This is a genomic window from Pseudoxanthomonas japonensis, assembly GCF_010093445.1.
GTDB classification, from domain to species: domain Bacteria; phylum Pseudomonadota; class Gammaproteobacteria; order Xanthomonadales; family Xanthomonadaceae; genus Pseudoxanthomonas_A; species Pseudoxanthomonas_A japonensis.
This window is the reverse complement of record NZ_PDWW01000071.1, coordinates 1-531: the sequence shown is the minus strand read 5'-3', so window position 1 is coordinate 531 and position 531 is coordinate 1. Positions and strand designations below refer to the sequence as shown.

Here is a 531-nt window from a genome sequence, read left to right as displayed (position 1 = left end):
CTATGAAACCCACCGAAACCGAGAAAACCAGTCCACGATCGGACTCGTAGTCATGAAACAGCGCAACAAACCCTGGAGCGAAGCCTATGTGGTATCAACCCTCAACGAGCTCCTCCCACACCTCTGACACCTGCCACCTCCTCGACACCTACCAGATACGATACAATCCGTCCAGGAACGAGCAACACATACCCTGCCCGTTCCACGACGACCACCAGCCCTCCATGAGCATCAACCTCGCAAAAGGAGTCTGGTACTGCCACACATGCGGTGTCGGAGGCGGACTCCACAAGCTACAACAACGATTAGAAGAAGAAAACCCGAATGTACGACAGCATACGCCCATACAACATTGCGGAACGCCGCCGAATCCAGAAAGCCTCGGCCCTCTACGAAACCCACCTCGAAAACATTCTCGACCTGCTCTCAGCAAGAGGCATCAGCGAAGAAACAGCCCGCTACCACCACCTTGGATACATCGACAATGACCCCATCCCCGGCCACGAAGACTACAACCAGTGCATCACCTGA

General features: G+C 54.6%; 1 protein-coding gene and 1 pseudogene. Both read left to right on the top strand.

Translation table 11 applies throughout. The features are described from left to right. Window positions 1-86: 86 nt before the first annotated feature. A pseudogene (locus tag CSC78_RS19320) lies at window positions 87-293 on the top strand (CHC2 zinc finger domain-containing protein); the annotation flags it as partial. A gap of 31 nt (window positions 294-324) precedes the next feature. Continuing rightward, a complete protein-coding gene (locus CSC78_RS19125; RefSeq protein ID WP_238391350.1) occupies window positions 325-531 on the top strand; it encodes a hypothetical protein in 207 nt (68 codons plus the stop codon).